This is a genomic window from Pantoea anthophila (assembly GCF_026104315.1).
Lineage (GTDB): Bacteria > Pseudomonadota > Gammaproteobacteria > Enterobacterales > Enterobacteriaceae > Pantoea > Pantoea anthophila.
The window spans coordinates 3,144,952-3,159,618 of sequence record NZ_CP110473.1 but is presented as its reverse complement, the minus strand read 5'-3'; the positions used below and the strand labels follow the sequence as shown (position 1 = coordinate 3,159,618).

The window sequence follows — 14,667 nt, the reverse complement described above, 5'->3', positions numbered from 1 at the left end:
GAAAAATGAAAAAAAAGACCTTAGTATTAAGTGCGCTGGCGTTAAGCCTGAGCATGGCGCTCGCCCCTGTTACTGTTTCTGCTGCGCAAACGGCCTCTTCAGATAGCCAGCAACTGCCAAGTCTGGCTCCAATGCTGGAGAAGGTCATGCCGTCTGTGGTCAGTATCAGCGTCGAGGGCACCACCACGGTTAAAACTCCCCGCATGCCACAACAGTTTCAGCAATTCTTTGGCGACAATTCGCCTTTCTGCCAGGACGGCTCGCCGTTCCAGGGCTCACCAATGTGCCAGGACGGTGGAGCAGGCGGTAACGGCGGAGCGCCAGGCCCGGATACCCAGCAGGAGAAATTCCGCGCGCTGGGATCGGGCGTCATCATTAACGCCGAAAAAGGCTATGTGGTCACCAACAACCACGTGGTGAACAACGCCACCAAAATTCAGGTGCAGCTGAGCGATGGCCGTCGCTATGACGCCAAAGTCATTGGCAAAGATCCGAGCTCCGATATTGCGCTGGTGCAGTTGCAGGACGCCAAAAACCTGACCGCTGTGAAAATCGCCGACTCTGACAGCCTGCGTGTGGGTGACTACACCGTGGCCATCGGTAACCCTTACGGACTGGGTGAAACCGTGACGTCAGGTATCGTCTCTGCGCTGGGACGCAGCGGCCTGAACGTGGAAAATTATGAGAACTTTATTCAGACCGATGCGGCGATTAACCGGGGTAACTCCGGCGGCGCGCTGGTTAACCTCAACGGTGAGCTGATCGGAATTAACACCGCGATTCTGGCACCGGATGGCGGCAACATTGGTATCGGCTTTGCTATCCCCAGCAACATGGTGAAAAACCTGACGGCGCAGATGGTGGAGTTTGGTCAGGTGAAACGGGGTGAGCTGGGCGTGCAGGGGACAGAGCTGAACTCCGAGCTGGCTAAAGCGATGAAGGTGGACGCGCAGCGCGGTGCCTTTGTCAGCCAGGTGCTGCCGGACTCAGCTGCCGCCAAAGCGGGGATCAAAGCCGGTGACGTGATCGTCTCCATGAACGGCAAACCGCTCAGCAGCTTTGCCTCGTTACGTGCGGAAGTGGGCTCACTGCCGGTGGGCACTACGCTGAAGCTGGGCCTGCTGCGTGACGGCAAGCCGCTCGACGTCTCTGTCCAGCTGCAGCAGAGCAGCCAGGCGAAAGTTCAGTCTGCGACCATCTACACCGGCATTGAAGGCGCCGATCTCAGCAACATCGAAGCGGGTGCCAAAGGTGTGCGGGTGGATAACGTCAAACCGGGCAGTGCCGCGGCGCGTATCGGCCTGAAGAAGGGCGACGTGATTCAGGGCGTTAACCAGCAGGTGGTGACCAACCTGGGCGAGCTGCGTAAAGTCCTCGACACCAAACCATCGGTTCTGGCGCTGAACGTGAAGCGTGGCGACAATACGCTCTATCTGCTGATGCAGTAAGCGACGCGTAATAACCTCTCAGGCGGACTGCGGTCCGCCTTTTTTATGCCCGCTCTCCGCCGTGGCAGAGTGTGATAGTGACCGCAAATCCGGGAAATCAGCGCCCGCCTCTGTGCAATTGCACAATGCTCCGCGTGCGACGCCTGCGTATTCTGTTGCTCCCCTATTTTTTCAGGAGTAATGGATGGCTGCCTATCACCTTGATGCCCGGCTGGCGCAGGATATCGTGGCGCGCACCATGAGAATTATCGACAGCAATGTCAACGTGATGGACGCGCGGGGCCGCATCATTGGCAGCGGCGATCCTGAACGCGTTGGAGAGTTGCACGAAGGCGCACTGCTGGTGCTCTCTCAGGGACGCGTGGTGGACATTGATGACGCCGTGGCTAAACATTTGCACGGCGTGCGGCCAGGCATCAACCTGCCGCTGCGCCTGGATGGCGATATTGCGGGTGTAATTGGCCTGACCGGCGAACCGCTGTCGCTGCGTCATTATGGCGAGCTGGTCTGTATGGCGGCAGAGATGATGCTGGAGCAGGCGCGGCTGCTGCACATGCTGGCCCAGGATAGCCGTCTGCGTGAAGAGCTGGTGCTGAATCTGATCCGCAGTGACACGCTGTCGCCGCAGCTGACCGAGTGGGCGCAGCGGCTCGGCATCGACCTCAATCAGCCTCGCGTTGCCGCTGTCATCGAGGTGGACAGCGGCCAGCTCGGCGTGGACAGCGCCATGTCAGAGTTGCAGCAGCTGCAGACACTGCTAACCACGCCGGAGCGCGATAATCTGATCGCCATTGTTTCGCTGACCGAAATGGTGGTGCTGAAACCCGCCCTGAATGCGCATGGACGCCACGATCAGGAGGATCATCGCCGCCGCATCGAGCAGTTGCTGCAGCGGATGAAAGAGCGTGGGCATCTGCGGATGCGTATTGCACTCGGCAATGTTTTTACCGGGCCTGGCAGCATTGCGCGCTCCTATCGCACTGCCCGCACCACCATGATGGTCGGCAAGCAGCGGATGCCGGGATTACGCAGCTACTTCTATCAGGATCTGGTGCTGCCGGTGCTGCTCGACAGCCTGCGAGGCGGCTGGCAGGCGAATGAGCTGGCGCGGCCACTGGCAAAGCTTAAAAGCATGGATAACAACGGCCTGCTGCGTCGTACGCTGATGGCCTGGTTTACCCACAACGTGCAGCCGGGCGCCACTGCGCGCGCGCTGTTTATCCATCGCAACACGCTGGAGTACCGGCTGAACCGGATTTCTGAACTGACCGGGCTTAACCTGGGGCAGTTTGATGACAGGCTGCTGCTCTATGTGGCGCTGCAGCTGGATGAGCAGGGATAACACGCAAACAGCGGGCATAAAAAAGGCCAGCAGTGCTGGCCTTTCCGATCGGGCAGGGAATTAACGACCGTTACGGGTTAATTTTTCCAGGTCCGATTCAATCTCACTGATTTTGTGAGAAACCACGCTTTCCAGATGACGCAGGTCATCCAGAATTTTGCGTTTCAGATCCACTTCAACCTGGTCACGCTGGCAAATCTGGTCCAGTTCGTCGATGACATAACGCAGATTCGGGCTGATCTCCTGAACTTCTTTATAGCCCTGGGTCGCGTGATCGGCCACGACGGTTTTGCGCTGACGCGGATATTTGAATTTGACGCTTTTCGCGAAAAATTCACCTTTATCTTTGCGGAAGTAGATTTTCAGAATGTCGTTATTCGCTTCCTGACGCAGGCTGTAGCGATCGATGTCGTCCGGATTACTGATTCCTAAGCTTTTCAGATTGTCATACATGGCGTTTTTTCCATCAAAAGTGAGAAGCGCGCAGTCTTGTTCATGACGTCAGACAACTGTAGACATAAATCAGCGGGATGAACATTGCGCGACAGGATTTAACTGGCGCGGATTATGACCTGGATGAAATCTAAACGCACCCGTTCCTTCGCGGCGCGAATCAGGTTGATTTGGAATGGCTGTAAAGAAAAGATGACGGGCTGGTTTCCAGCCCGTCACTGACATCAGTCGATGGTGCGCAGCAGTTCGTTGATACCGGTTTTGCTCAGGGTTTTCGCGTCAACTTTCTTCACGATCACCGCACAGTAGAGGCTGTAGCTGCCATCTTTAGACGGCAGGTTACCGGAAACGACGACCGAACCGGCAGGAACGCGGCCGTAATGCACTTCGCCGGTTTCGCGGTCATAAATTTTGGTGCTCTGACCGATATAGACGCCCATTGAGATCACGGAGCCTTCTTCAACAATCACGCCTTCAACGATTTCAGAGCGTGCGCCAATGAAGCAGTTGTCTTCGATAATGGTCGGGTTTGCCTGCAGCGGTTCCAGCACGCCACCGATTCCCACGCCACCTGAGAGGTGAACGTTTTTGCCGATCTGCGCACAGGAGCCGACGGTCGCCCAGGTATCCACCATGGTGCCTTCATCCACGAAAGCGCCGATATTGACATAAGAGGGCATCAGCACCGTGTTACGGGCAATGAACGCACCCTGACGCACTGCCGCAGGCGGCACCACGCGGAAACCGGCGGCTTTAAAACGCGCCTCATCCCAGCCAGCAAACTTCATCGGGACTTTGTCGTAAAAACGGGTTTCTGCCCCTTCCATGACCTGATTGTCGTTGATGCGGAAAGAGAGCAGCACTGCTTTTTTCAGCCACTGATGCGTTACCCACTCGCCGTCGATCTTTTCAGAAACGCGCAGTTCGCCGCTGTCCAGCAGGGCGATCACCTGGTTGATGGCATCACGGGTTTCGCTGTCAACGCTGACGGGAGTAATGTCCGCGCGACGTTCAAAGGCGGATTCGATAACGCTCTGTAACTGTTGCATATTTTTTTCCTGATCGGTCATGTGCAATGCCGGGCACTCTCCCGGCACAAATAAAAATAGAGGATGATAAATCGTGTCTGGTCACACTTTATCGTTTGGATTAAGGGCCTCTGTCAACCGTTGTTGCAATGCTTTGCGCATTTCTTCGTCCAGCGCCTGCCGCTCACTGTTGGCCAGAATAAAGAGATCTTCGACCCGTTCGCCGATGGTGCTGATGCGTGCGCCGTGCAGTGAAACGCCGAGATCGGCAAAGACTTCACCAACCCGGGCCAGCAGACCCGGCTGGTCCAGCGCCACCAGTTCCAGATAGCTGCGCCGGTCGGTGTGGGTCGGCAGGAAATTGACCTCGGTGTCCACACTGAAGTGCCGGAGTTTGGCTGACGGTCGGCGGGTGCGCGGCGGCACCCACTGCGACTGGGTTATCGCCTGCTCCAGCGCCTGAATAATCATCGGATGGCGATCCGGGGAGAGCGGACTGCCATCGGGTTCCAGCACAATAAAGGTATCCATGGCCATACCGTCGCGGCTGGTGAAGATCTGGGCGTCGTGGACGCTGAGATTGCGGCGGTCCAGTTCACCGGCGACAGCGGCAAACAGGTGGGGGCGATCGGGACTCCAGATAAAAATCTCCGTTCCGCCGCGCGTGGCCTGCGGGCTGACCAGCACCAGCGGCTTCTTCAGGTCATGCACCAGCAGATGGCGGGCATGCCAGGCGATCTGATTTGGCGTATGGCGCAGGAAGTAGTCAGCGCGGCAGCGGTTCCAGATCTGATGCAGGCGCTCCTCATCTATATTGTCCATCCGCAGCAGCGCCAGCGCCTGCAGACGATGATGGCGCACCCGCTCGCGCAGATCCGGACTGTTCTCCATGCCACGACGCAGCTGCTTCTCCGTGGCGAAAAAGAGTTCGCGCAGCAGGCTCTGCTTCCAGCTGTTCCAGAGACTCTCGTTGGTGGCGCAGATATCGGCCACCGTCAGGCAGACCAGATAGCGCAGCCGGTTTTCGTTCTGCATCACCTCCGCGAACTGCTGGATGACCGTCGGGTCCTGAATATCGCGCCGCTGAGCGGTGACAGACATCAATAGATGATGGCGCACCAGCCAGGCCACCAGCTGTGTTTCCCGCGAGTTGAGGCCGTGCATTTCCGCGAAGTCGAGCGCGTCCTGTGCGCCGAGAATCGAGTGGTCACCGCCGCGCCCCTTGGCGATGTCATGCAGCAGCGCGGCCATCAGCAGCAGCTCCTGCTGAGGCAGGCGCGGCCACAGCTCGACGCACAGCGGATGCTGCGGACGGGTGGACTCGCTGGCAAAGCTCTCCAGCTTCTGCAGGACGCGAATGGTGTGCTCATCCACGGTGTAGGCGTGGAACAGATCAAACTGCATCTGGCCGACAATATGGCCCCACAGCGGCGTATAGGCCCACAGCACGCTGTGGCGATGCATCGGCACCAGCGCCCGGCTGACCGCGCCAGGGTGGCGCAGAATCGACATAAACGTGCGGCGCGCCTCCGGGATCTGACACAGCGGCTGTTTCAGATGGCGGCGGGCATGGCGCAGGTGACGCAGGGTGGTGGAGTAGATGCCTTTGATGTTCTCGTTGCGCACCATGACGTAGAACATGCGCAGGATCGCCTGCGGCTCACGGGTGAACAGCGTTTCATCACGCAGGTCGATCAGGTCGCCACGCAGCTGAAAATCGTCATCGACAGGTCTGGGCTTCTCATTGGTGGAGAGCGCCAGAATCGCCTCATCAAACAGCTGTAACAGCATCTGGTTCAGTTCACCGATGCGTCGCGTACCCCGGTAGAAATCCTTCATCATCCGCTCGACCGGCTCGTTGCCTTCGCCCTGATAGTTCAGGCGCTGCGCCACGCTGAGCTGGCGATCAAACAGCAGGCGGTTATCGTAGCGGGGCAGGGAGAGGTGCAGCGCAAAGCGGATGCGCCAGAGAAACGCCTGGCATTCGTTGAGTTCGCTGCGCTCTGCCTCAGTGAGAAAGCCAAAGCCGACCATCTCATCCAGCGTGGTGGCACCGAAATGGCGTCGGGCGACCCATTGCAGCGTATGAATGTCACGCAGGCCGCCGGGGCTGCTTTTAATATCCGGCTCAAGGTTGTAGCTGGTGCCGTGATAACGTTTGTGGCGCTCCTGCTGCTCTTCGATTTTGGCGGCAAAAAAGCGGGATGAGGGCCAGAAGCCGTCGCTGAAGACGTTCTTCTGCAACTCCAGGAACAGCGCCACGTCGCCGGTCAGCATGCGTGACTCAATCAGATTGGTGGCGACGGTGAGGTCAGATAATCCCTCAAGCAGACACTCCTCCAGCGTGCGCACGCTGTGGCCCACTTCCAGCCGGAGATCCCACATCAGGGTCAGCAGTTCGCTGGTGCGCTGCGCCGCCTGCTCATCCAGCGGCTGACGGCTGAGGATCAGTACATCGATGTCGGAGAGCGGGTGGAGTTCGGCCCGCCCATAGCCGCCCACGGCCACCAGCGCGATGGCGGGCATCGCATCGAAGCCAAAGAAGCGCCACAGGCGGCGCAGCAGCCGATCGATAAACAGCGTGCGGGCATCAATCAGCTGTTCCACGGCTTCACCGGCGTCGAACGCTGCAGCCAGATGCTGCTGGAACTGCTCCAGCCGCGGCTTCAGCAGCTCGCGCGTCAGCTGATCGTCACCCCATTCGGCCGGTGAATCGACCAGACCGTTTTTTACCTCTTCCGACAGGCTCACGCTCATGCTGCTCTTCTCTTTTTTAGCCAAAAAAAAGCCGGCACATGGCCGGCTTGATCTCTATCCGGGGAATTACCCCTCGGCGACGAGCACAGCAGGCAGCGTGTCGTCTTTGCGCAGGGTTAAAATCTCGCAGCCGTTTTCTGTCACCACAATAGTATGCTCATACTGCGCGGACAAGCTGCGATCTTTGGTTTTTACCGTCCAGCCATCTTTCATGGTGCGGATGCGGTAATCGCCGGCATTGACCATCGGTTCAACGGTAAAGGTCATGCCCGCCTGCAGCACGACGCCGCTGTCATCCGCATCGTAATGCAGCACCTGCGGCTCTTCGTGGAACCCTTTACCGATGCCGTGACCGCAATATTCGCGCACCACGGAGAAGTCATTCGCTTCTACATACTTCTGGATAGCCCGGCCCAGCTCGCGCAGACGGATGCCTGGCTTGATCAGACGCAGTGAAAGATAGAGGCTCTCCTGGGTCACGCGGCAGAGGCGCTCGCCCTGAATGGTCGGTTTGCCGACAATAAACATCTTCGAGGTATCGCCGTGGTACTCATCTTTGATCACGGTGACGTCAATGTTGACGATATCGCCATCCTTTAACGGACGATCGTCGCTCGGGATACCGTGGCACACCACTTCGTTCACCGAAATGCAGACCGACTTTGGAAAGCCGTGATAGCCGAGGCAGGCAGAGACAGCCTGCTGCTTTTGGGTAATGTGATCATGGCAGATGCGGTCCAGTTCACCGGTGGTCACACCCGGTTTAACGTGCGGTTCGATCATCTCCAGCACTTCGGCGGCCAGGCGGCCCGCGACGCGCATTTTTTCGATTTCTTCAGCTGTTTTGATTGAAATTGGCATTAAATTAATCCGCATTTGTCGAAATTTTCGACAATAATAAGTTCTGTGCTGTCATGTTAGCAGCCAGAAAATGGGCTGCCAAATAGAGAACGCGCTGGCTTCCGTCAGCGATCATTTATTGGCGTCCCCCGGCGGTTTGTGGTATAAAGCGCGCCGACGATTCTCTGTATGGCCGTTTTGGTCAACAGGAAACGCATAACTCTCATTATGTGTAATAAAACACACATGTATCGACACATACGCCGGGGTGCCTTGAAAGAGGTCGGTCGTATGGGATACATGGAGGCCCAACCCCAAATCAAATTTCAGAGGTAATCATGGCAACTGTTTCCATGCGCGACATGCTCCAGGCTGGTGTTCACTTCGGTCACCAGACCCGTTACTGGAACCCAAAAATGAAGCCATTCATTTTTGGTGCACGTAACAAGGTTCACATCATCAACCTGGAAAAAACCGTTCCTATGTTCAACGAAGCTCTGGCTGAACTGAACAAGATCGCTTCCCGTAAAGGTAAGATCCTGATCGTAGGTACCAAGCGCGCTGCTGCTGAAGCGGTAAAAGAGTCTGCACTGAGCTGCGACCAGTTCTTCGTAAACCACCGCTGGTTAGGTGGCATGCTGACTAACTGGAAAACCGTGCGTCAGTCAATCAAGCGTCTGAAAGATCTGGAGACTCAGTCTCAGGATGGTACTTTCGACAAACTGACCAAAAAAGAAGCGCTGATGCGTGCGCGTGAGCTGGCCAAGCTGGAAAACAGCCTGGGCGGTATCAAAGACATGGGCGGTCTGCCAGACGCGCTGTTTGTTGTTGATGCTGACCACGAACACATCGCAATCAAAGAAGCAAATAACCTGGGTATCCCGGTATTTGCTATCGTTGATACCAACTCTGATCCAGATGGCGTTGATTTCGTTATCCCAGGTAACGACGACGCAATCCGTGCTGTAAGCCTGTACCTGAATGCCGTTGCGACCACCGTTCGCGAAGGCCGTTCTCAGGATCTGGCTGAGCAAGCTGAAGAAGCGTCTTTAGAAAACGCTTAATAAGGTTTGCTCTGCATAAGAGCCCTTAGTATTCAGATGTGATCTGTAAGGGGCCTGTACTGGCCCCTTTATTTTATCTAAGTCTGTAACGCCCCCTATCGGACGGCGGGACAGAGTAAATTTTCCGCAAATAAGTGTCTGCTGGTGCACATGTACTCAGGCACGAACCGAGGATTCTGGAATGGCTGACATTACCGCTGCATTGGTAAAAGAACTGCGCGAGCGTACTGGCGCTGGCATGATGGACTGCAAAAAAGCGCTGACCGAAGCGAACGGCGACATTGAGCTGGCGATTGAGAACATGCGTAAGTCTGGCGCAATCAAAGCAGCGAAAAAAGCAGGTAACGTTGCGGCTGATGGCGTGATCAAAACCAAGATCGTTGGCGACTACGGCGTGATTCTGGAAGTAAACTGCCAGACTGACTTCGTCGCAAAAGATGGCGGTTTCCAGGCATTCGCAGACAAAGTTCTGGACGCGGCTGCAGCCGATCGCGTAACCGATGTAGAAGTTCTGAAAGCGCAGTTCGAAGAAGAGCGCGTTGCACTGGTTGCTAAAATCGGTGAGAACATCAACATCCGTCGCGTCGCAATCCTGGAAGGTGCAGAGCTGGGCAGCTACCTGCACGGCGCACGTATCGGCGTACTGGTTTCAGCGAAAGGCGCTAACGAAGATCTGATCAAACAGATCGCTATGCACGTTGCGGCAAGCAAGCCTGAATTCGTTAAGCCAGAAGACGTTTCTGCTGACGTGGTTGAGAAAGAGTACCAGGTTCAGCTGGACATCGCGATGCAGTCTGGCAAGCCAAAAGAGATCGCAGAGAAGATGGTTGAAGGCCGCATGAAGAAATTCACCGGCGAAGTTTCTCTGACTGGTCAGGCTTTCGTTATCGACCCAAGCAAAACCGTTGGCCAGGCTCTGAAAGAGCAGGGCGCTGACGTCATCAACTTCATCCGCTTCGAAGTGGGCGAAGGCATCGAGAAAGTTGAGTCTGACTTCGCTGCAGAAGTTGCAGCCATGTCCAAGCAGTCTTAATGCTCTGAAAGAACCGCCAGATGGCGGTTCTTTTTTGTCTGTGAACCGCAACAGACACATTTTCAGTTTCATCCCAATAGCAATTTCATTGCGGTAAGCGGATGATCGATCACAATTTACTTCTCCTTTACACCCTATCTTCCAGGAAGAACTGACCATGGCGACCAACGCAAAACCTGTTTATCAACGTATCCTGCTTAAACTCAGCGGCGAAGCCCTGCAAGGCGCTGAAGGTTTTGGTATCGACGCGAGTGTGCTGGACCGTATGGCACAAGAGGTAAAAGAGCTGGTTGAGCTGGGCATCCAGGTTGGCGTTGTGATCGGCGGGGGTAACCTGTTCCGCGGAGCGGGCCTGGCGCAGGCCGGGATGAACCGCGTTGTGGGTGACCACATGGGTATGCTGGCTACCGTAATGAACGGCCTGGCGATGCGTGATGCGCTGCACCGCGCCTATGTGAATGCCCGCCTGATGTCAGCGATTCCACTGAATGGCGTCTGCGATAACTACAGCTGGGCAGAAGCGATCAGCCTGCTGCGTAACAACCGCGTGGTGATCTTCTCCGCTGGTACCGGCAATCCGTTCTTCACTACCGATTCTGCGGCCTGCCTGCGCGGCATTGAGATCGAAGCGGATGTGGTCCTGAAAGCGACCAAAGTGGATGGCGTCTATTCCGCCGATCCGGTGAAAAACCCGGATGCGACCCTGTATGAGCAACTGACCTATACTGAAGTGCTGGATCAGGAGCTGAAAGTGATGGATCTTGCGGCCTTTACCCTGGCGCGTGACCACAAACTGCCTATCCGTGTTTTCAACATGAATAAGCCAGGCGCGCTGCGTCGCGTAGTGATGGGTGAAAAAGAAGGCACCCTGATTACGCATTAATACCCGAGGCGAGATAAAATAAGGTATATTCTGTCAGCGCGATGATGACGCATCGCGCACCAGTCAGGATTATCGATGATTATCGATCCCGCTTCCGGCCAGGCCGGAACTGGCCAGGTCAAACCGAATCCAAGGGTTTCAACGTGATTAACGACATCAAAAAAGATGCTGACACGCGCATGGAAAAATGCGTTGAAGCATTCAAAAACACCATCAGCAAAGTGCGCACGGGTCGTGCTTCCCCTTCGCTGCTTGACGGCATCGTCGTCGAATATTACGGCACGCCGACGCCACTGCGTCAGCTGGCTTCCGTCACTGTGGAAGACTCACGCACGCTGAAAATCAACGTGTTTGATCGCACCCTGAGTGCGGCAGTTGAAAAAGCGATCATGAAGTCCGATCTCGGTCTGAACCCAAGTTCAGCCGGCAGCGACATCCGTGTTCCGCTGCCTGCGCTGACCGAAGAGCGTCGTAAAGATCTGATTAAAATCGTGCGCGGCGAAGCCGAGCAGGGCCGCGTGTCGGTACGTAACGTCCGTCGCGATGCCAACGATAAAATCAAAGCGCTGCTGAAAGATAAAGAGATCAGCGAAGACGACGAACGTCGTGCGCAGGATGAAATCCAGAAAATGACGGATGCTTACATCAAGAAAGTGGATGCTGCACTGTCAGAAAAAGAGACGGAGCTGATGGATTTCTAATCCCATCGCTGCCGGAAAAAACGCCGTACAGAGAGGTATTCGTATGAATGCGACATCTGGCGGCGTTTTACATTGTGCCTCTGTGCACGCTGACTTCACACGGATAGCTTCATGAAGCGATTAACTCTGCTGGGATCAACCGGCTCAATCGGCACCAGCACGCTGGCGGTGGTTCGCGCCAATCCGGCGCTCTATCAGATTACAGCACTGGTGGCCGGTCATAACGTGGCGCTGATGGCCGAACAGTGTGCAGCCTTTACCCCGCGCTACGCCTGCATGGCAGACGAAGCCTCCGCTGCTGCGTTGCGTGAGCGACTGAGAGCAATCAGGGTCAATACTGAAGTGCTCTCCGGCGTTCAGGCAGCCTGTGAGCTGGCCGCGCTGGATGAAGTGGATCAGGTGATGGCGGCGATTGTTGGCGCCTCCGGCCTGCTGCCGACGCTGGCAGCCATCCGTGCCGGAAAAACCGTGCTGCTGGCGAACAAAGAGTCCCTTGTCACCTGCGGCCGTTTGTTTATGGAGGCCGTGCGTCATCATCACGCACAGTTACTACCGGTCGACAGCGAGCATAACGCCATTTTTCAGAGTTTACCGGCTACCATCCAGCATCATTTAGGTTACGCTGACCTGCGGGATAATGGCATCGAGTCGATTATCCTTACGGGATCAGGTGGTCCTTTTCGTGACACAGATTTAGCCGATCTCAGCGCCATGTCGCCCGATCAGGCCTGTGCTCATCCGAACTGGTCGATGGGGAGAAAAATCTCTGTCGACTCGGCCACCATGATGAATAAAGGTCTTGAGTACATTGAAGCCCGTTGGTTGTTCAACGCCAGCGCAGCGCAGATGGAAGTGATACTCCACCCGCAGTCGGTGATTCACTCCATGGTGCGATACTGCGATGGCAGCGTGCTGGCTCAGTTAGGTTCACCGGATATGCGTACGCCCATTGCTCACAGCATGGCCTGGCCTTCGCGCATCAATGCAGGCGTGACGCCGCTGGATTTCACCCGCATGTCGGCGCTGACGTTTGCTGAACCTGACTTTAATCGCTACCCCTGTCTGAAGCTGGCCATTGATGCCTGCGAAGCAGGGCAGGCGGCCACCACCACGCTCAATGCAGCCAACGAGGTTGCCGTTGCGGCTTTCCTGAATCACCAGATCCGCTTTACCGACATCGCTGCGCTGAACAGTGCGGTGCTGGCGGCACAGGTGTGTGCGGAACCGGATTCGGTGGACGCTGTCCTTGAAATCGATCGCTCTGCGCGCGCGCGGGCAACAGAAATGTTGTCGCGCTTCACGTCGTGACGCCGATCGATATGAGGCCATTTGTTCGCTTCAGGTGAAAATGGTATAGTCGCTGGCTCGCGTTTCACGGTCTGTCACCGAATTCGGTGTGGCCCGACACTGAGAATCTGTCGGGATTTGAATCGGGCGCAATGTATTCAGAAACCACAGCATTTCTGATGAAAGGAATTGGTTAAGCGTTATGTCGTCTAACAATCACAACAACACTGATGACCAGCAGGGAAACGGTCCGCGCCACGTCGCTATCATCATGGATGGCAACGGTCGCTGGGCCAAAAATCAGGGAAAATTGCGCATTTCAGGCCACAAAGCGGGCGTCAAATCGGTACGTCGTGCCGTCAGCTTTGCTGTCAGCAACAATCTCGAAGCCCTGACGCTTTACGCCTTCAGCAGTGAAAACTGGAGCCGTCCGGCGCAGGAAGTCACCGCGTTAATGGAACTGTTTGTCTGGGCACTCGACAGTGAAGTGAAGAGCCTGCACAAACACAACGTCCGGTTACGCGTCATTGGCGATACCAGCCGTTTCAGCCCGCGTATTCAGGAACGTATTCGCCGTTCTGAGACGCTGACTGCAAATAATAGTGGCCTGACGCTCAACATTGCTGCCAACTATGGCGGCCGTTGGGATATTATCGAAGGCGTGAAAAAACTGGCTGAACAGGTTCAGGAAGGCTTACTGCGTCCTGACCAGATTACCGAAGAGAGCCTGACGTCGCAGCTCTGTATGCAGGAGCTGGCGCCAGTGGATTTAGTGATAAGGACCGGGGGAGAGCATCGGATTAGCAACTTCCTGCTGTGGCAGATTGCCTATGCTGAATTCTATTTTACCGATGTGCTCTGGCCGGATTTCGATGAACACGTTTTTGAAGGTGCACTGAATGCATTCTCTCTGCGGGAGCGTCGTTTTGGCGGCGCTGCACCAGGCGGCGCCTGAGCAATCTGGGGGTAACCTTTGCTGAAGTCTCGTCTGATTACCGCGTTAATTTTAATTCCGCTGGTAATAGCTGCACTGTTCTGGTTACCACCTGTGGGTTTCGCAATTACCACCATCATTATCTGTATGCTGGCCGCCTGGGAATGGGGTCAGCTGGCAGGGATGGCATCCCGTCAGCAGCGCGTCTGGCTGGCGGTTCTTTGTGGTCTCTTACTGGCCCTGATGCAGTTTACCCTGCCTCCTTATCAGCATGATGTACATCTGCCGCAGGTGGCGACATCGCTCTGGGCGTCGCTGGTGTGGTGGGTCGTTGCGCTGCTGCTGGTTCTCTCCTATCCCGCTTCGGCCGCCTTCTGGCGCCATTCACGTCCGCTTCGCCTGCTGTTTGGTCTCTTAACCCTGGTGCCTTTTTTCTGGGGCATGATGGCGCTGCGCCAGTATCACTATGAAACCGATCACTTTGCCGGGGCCTGGTGGCTGCTGTTTGTCATGCTGCTGGTGTGGGGCGCGGATTCAGGGGCCTACATGTTTGGCAAGATGTTCGGCAAACACAAGCTGGCGCCAAAGGTCTCACCGGGTAAAACCTGGGAAGGTTTTCTGGGCGGTCTGGTCTCTTCCGCGCTGATTGCGCTGCTGTTCGCAACGCTGGCCCCTCTGACGGTGTCAGCTGGCACGCTGGTGGTCTGCGCGGTGATTGCGACCCTGGCGTCGGTGCTGGGTGATCTCACCGAAAGTATGTTCAAACGCGAAGCGGGCATCAAAGACAGCGGTAATCTGATCCCCGGTCACGGCGGGATTCTGGATCGCATTGATAGTCTGACTGCGGCAGTGCCGGTGTTTGCCTGTTTATTGCTGCTGGTGTTTCGCACCCTTTAA

Annotated in this window: 13 protein-coding genes; 9 read left to right on the top strand and 4 right to left on the bottom strand. The window is 56.1% G+C overall.

Going from position 1 to position 14,667, the window contains the following annotated elements:
- The first annotated feature begins 5 nt into the window (after positions 1-5).
- Both degP and OJ965_RS17355 read left to right on the top strand, forming a co-directional pair.
- Entirely contained in the window at positions 6-1,448 is a 1,443-nt protein-coding gene (gene degP, locus OJ965_RS17360; protein ID WP_009092009.1) for a serine endoprotease DegP, read from the top strand.
- Between the two features lie 184 nt (positions 1,449-1,632).
- Positions 1,633-2,790, top strand: a complete 1,158-nt coding sequence (locus OJ965_RS17355) for a CdaR family transcriptional regulator (RefSeq protein WP_009092007.1) — start codon at positions 1,633-1,635, stop codon at positions 2,788-2,790.
- Positions 2,791-2,850: 60 nt separating this feature from the next.
- Here OJ965_RS17355 and OJ965_RS17350 read toward each other — a convergent pair whose 3' ends face one another.
- The 4 genes from OJ965_RS17350 to map all read right to left on the bottom strand — a co-directional run bounded on the left by OJ965_RS17350 (position 2,851) and on the right by map (position 7,889).
- On the bottom strand, positions 2,851-3,243 hold the full coding sequence (locus OJ965_RS17350) for a DUF3461 family protein (protein WP_009092005.1): 393 nt from the start codon (positions 3,241-3,243) through the stop codon (positions 2,851-2,853).
- Positions 3,244-3,467: 224 nt separating this feature from the next.
- Complete coding sequence (gene dapD, locus OJ965_RS17345) at positions 3,468-4,292, bottom strand: 2,3,4,5-tetrahydropyridine-2,6-dicarboxylate N-succinyltransferase (RefSeq protein WP_009092003.1); 825 nt, start codon at positions 4,290-4,292, stop codon at positions 3,468-3,470.
- A gap of 81 nt (positions 4,293-4,373) precedes the next feature.
- A complete protein-coding gene (glnD, locus tag OJ965_RS17340; RefSeq protein ID WP_150028609.1) occupies positions 4,374-7,028 on the bottom strand; it encodes a bifunctional uridylyltransferase/uridylyl-removing protein GlnD in 2,655 nt (884 codons plus the stop codon).
- A 66-nt stretch (positions 7,029-7,094) separates the two neighbouring features.
- Positions 7,095-7,889: a type I methionyl aminopeptidase gene (map, locus tag OJ965_RS17335; RefSeq protein WP_009091999.1), complete on the bottom strand. Its 795-nt coding sequence runs from the start codon at positions 7,887-7,889 to the stop codon at positions 7,095-7,097.
- Between the two features lie 317 nt (positions 7,890-8,206).
- Here map and rpsB point away from each other — a divergent pair, with 317 nt between their 5' ends.
- From rpsB to cdsA, 7 genes are all read left to right on the top strand, one after another.
- A complete protein-coding gene (rpsB, locus tag OJ965_RS17330; RefSeq protein ID WP_009091997.1) occupies positions 8,207-8,932 on the top strand; it encodes a 30S ribosomal protein S2 in 726 nt (241 codons plus the stop codon).
- 181 nt (positions 8,933-9,113) lie between these two features.
- Positions 9,114-9,965, top strand: coding sequence for a translation elongation factor Ts (gene tsf, locus OJ965_RS17325; protein ID WP_009091996.1), 852 nt, complete (start codon positions 9,114-9,116; stop codon positions 9,963-9,965).
- Between the two features lie 157 nt (positions 9,966-10,122).
- Positions 10,123-10,848, top strand: coding sequence for a UMP kinase (gene pyrH, locus OJ965_RS17320; protein ID WP_009091994.1), 726 nt, complete (start codon positions 10,123-10,125; stop codon positions 10,846-10,848).
- 143 nt (positions 10,849-10,991) lie between these two features.
- Positions 10,992-11,549, top strand: coding sequence for a ribosome recycling factor (gene frr / locus OJ965_RS17315; protein ID WP_009091992.1), 558 nt, complete (start codon positions 10,992-10,994; stop codon positions 11,547-11,549).
- A gap of 111 nt (positions 11,550-11,660) precedes the next feature.
- Positions 11,661-12,857 (top strand): 1-deoxy-D-xylulose-5-phosphate reductoisomerase, encoded by a 1,197-nt coding sequence (ispC, locus tag OJ965_RS17310; RefSeq protein WP_265137195.1) that lies wholly within the window; start codon positions 11,661-11,663, stop codon positions 12,855-12,857.
- 181 nt (positions 12,858-13,038) lie between these two features.
- Entirely contained in the window at positions 13,039-13,791 is a 753-nt protein-coding gene (ispU, locus tag OJ965_RS17305; protein ID WP_009091989.1) for a (2E,6E)-farnesyl-diphosphate-specific ditrans,polycis-undecaprenyl-diphosphate synthase, read from the top strand.
- An 18-nt stretch (positions 13,792-13,809) separates the two neighbouring features.
- On the top strand, positions 13,810-14,667 hold the full coding sequence (gene cdsA / locus OJ965_RS17300) for a phosphatidate cytidylyltransferase (RefSeq protein WP_009091988.1): 858 nt from the start codon (positions 13,810-13,812) through the stop codon (positions 14,665-14,667).

What these genes read in the sequence shown, in the direction of transcription:
- degP (WP_009092009.1), top strand. Translation starts at nt 6, where the DNA reads ATGAAAAAAAAGACCTTAGTATTAAGTGCGCTGGCGTTAAGCCTGAGC.
- OJ965_RS17355 (WP_009092007.1), top strand. Translation starts at nt 1,633, where the DNA reads ATGGCTGCCTATCACCTTGATGCCCGGCTGGCGCAGGATATCGTGGCG.
- OJ965_RS17350 (WP_009092005.1), bottom strand. Translation starts at nt 3,243, where the DNA reads ATGTATGACAATCTGAAAAGCTTAGGAATCAGTAATCCGGACGACATC.
- dapD (WP_009092003.1), bottom strand. Translation starts at nt 4,292, where the DNA reads ATGCAACAGTTACAGAGCGTTATCGAATCCGCCTTTGAACGTCGCGCG.
- glnD (WP_150028609.1), bottom strand. Translation starts at nt 7,028, where the DNA reads ATGAGCGTGAGCCTGTCGGAAGAGGTAAAAAACGGTCTGGTCGATTCA.
- map (WP_009091999.1), bottom strand. Translation starts at nt 7,889, where the DNA reads ATGCCAATTTCAATCAAAACAGCTGAAGAAATCGAAAAAATGCGCGTC.
- rpsB (WP_009091997.1), top strand. Translation starts at nt 8,207, where the DNA reads ATGGCAACTGTTTCCATGCGCGACATGCTCCAGGCTGGTGTTCACTTC.
- tsf (WP_009091996.1), top strand. Translation starts at nt 9,114, where the DNA reads ATGGCTGACATTACCGCTGCATTGGTAAAAGAACTGCGCGAGCGTACT.
- pyrH (WP_009091994.1), top strand. Translation starts at nt 10,123, where the DNA reads ATGGCGACCAACGCAAAACCTGTTTATCAACGTATCCTGCTTAAACTC.
- ispC (WP_265137195.1), top strand. Translation starts at nt 11,661, where the DNA reads ATGAAGCGATTAACTCTGCTGGGATCAACCGGCTCAATCGGCACCAGC.
- ispU (WP_009091989.1), top strand. Translation starts at nt 13,039, where the DNA reads ATGTCGTCTAACAATCACAACAACACTGATGACCAGCAGGGAAACGGT.